The 1775-nt window shown below is 29.6% G+C and carries 1 protein-coding gene, 1 tRNA gene and 2 rRNA genes; all 4 read left to right on the forward strand.

What is annotated here, in order from left to right:
• The first annotated feature begins 61 nt into the window (after positions 1–61).
• Positions 62–178, forward strand: a 5S ribosomal RNA gene (rrf, locus tag ACYUEW_RS18895).
• Positions 179–188: 10 nt separating this feature from the next.
• A tRNA-Phe gene (locus ACYUEW_RS18900) sits at positions 189–264 on the forward strand.
• Positions 265–403: 139 nt separating this feature from the next.
• Positions 404–1147, forward strand: coding sequence for a peptidylprolyl isomerase (locus tag ACYUEW_RS18905; RefSeq protein WP_106901430.1), 744 nt, complete (start codon positions 404–406; stop codon positions 1145–1147).
• Positions 1148–1661: 514 nt separating this feature from the next.
• Positions 1662–1775: ribosomal RNA gene (locus tag ACYUEW_RS18910) — 16S ribosomal RNA — on the forward strand; the annotation flags it as partial.

Genomic DNA, 1775 nt, shown 5'->3' on the forward strand with positions numbered 1-1775 from the left:
GGCTTGACCAAAATAAAATTCACTGTGTAATTTTGAAAGAACATTCTTTCAAAGAAAATAATCTGGTGATTATGGCTTGAAGGTAACACCCGTTCCCATGCCGAACACGAAGGTTAAGCTTCAAAGCGCTGATGGTACTGCAGGGGAGRCCCTGTGGAAGAGTAGGTCGTTGCCAGATGAAATTATATGGCTCGATAGCTCAGTCGGTAGAGCAGAGGACTGAAAATCCTCGTGTCCCTGGTTCGATTCCTGGTCGAGCCACCAAAAAAGCACCTAAGATAAATATCTTAGGTGCTTTTTATAGTAAGTTAAATTTTAAAGTGGAATTATACTTAAAATTTAGTTTCTTTTATGTTAAAATTAAACTGTAATAGAAATAAATTTATTATAAAGGAGATTTTTTATGGAAAATAATATCGTGGCTATAGTTAATGGGCAAGAAATTACAGATAAGGATGTAGATAATACAATACTTAGCTTCCCAAAGGAAAGACAAACGTATTTAAATACAGAAAAGGGAAGAGAAGACTTAATAAAACAAATGATTGATTTTGAACTTTCATATAATTATGCTAAAGATATGAAAGTTGATGAAACAGAAGACTTTAAAAAACAATTAGAAGCTACTAAGAAGCAACTTTTAATACAAGTAGCGGTATCTAATGTTTTAGCTAGAGCTACAGTTTCAGAAGAAGAAGCTAAAAAATATTATGAAGAAAATAAAGAAGAGTTTAGAACACAAGAACTTATAACAGCAAGACATATATTAGTTGATTCAGAAGATGAAGCTAATAGTATATATGGAGAAATAAAAAATGGATTAGATTTTTCAGAAGCAGCTGAAAAATATTCAAAATGTCCTTCAAAAGCTCAAGGGGGAAGTTTAGGAACATTTACTAAAGGTCAAATGGTTCCAGAATTTGAAAAAGCAGTGTTTGAAGCAGAAGTTGATAAAGTTACAGAAGCTGTTAAAACTCAATTTGGATATCATTTAATAATAGTTGATAATATAAGAGAAAGTATGATTAAGCCTTTTGATGAAGTTAAAGCTATGATAAATAATAAACTTTTACAAGAAAAACAAAATCAACAATATAATGAGTTTACACAAAACTTAAGAGATAAATACACAGTTGAAATAAAATAATATAATAAAAAAGATAGCAATTAATTTGCTATCTTTTTTTATTTAATAATATGTATATTTAATAAATTTAAAGGACATAATGATATTGTAAAATAGATAAAATCTATTTTGAATTATATTATTATTAATAGAAGATAGTTATATATACTAATAAACTTAAAAATAGACATAAAGCTTGCCAGGCGTATCAATATGCTTAAACTATATAAATTAATAGTATATTAGAGTAAATGTGATTTAATATTAATATTTTAGTATCTACATTAAAACTAAAATTTTATTATTTGATAACATATATATTGTTGCTTGTAGGCAGCGTACATGAATGAATGGAATTAAAGTTCATGTAAAAATATTTCTTGACAAAGAACAACAAATTTGTTAAGATATAAAAGTCGCTGAGGCGATGCGGTCTTTGAAAATTAAACAGAGAATTAACAAGAAACATTCTTGTAACAGCCAGTAAGATAAGGTAATAARCCTTGTCAATGAATTTGAGAAGAGATTAAACTTTAAAATTGAGAGTTTGATCCTGGCTCAGGACGAACGCTGGCGGCGTGCTTAACACATGCAAGTCGAGCGATGAAGCTTCCTTCGGGAAGTGGATTAGCGGCGGACGGGTGAGTAA

This window comes from Clostridium sp. CTA-1 (assembly GCF_054768215.1).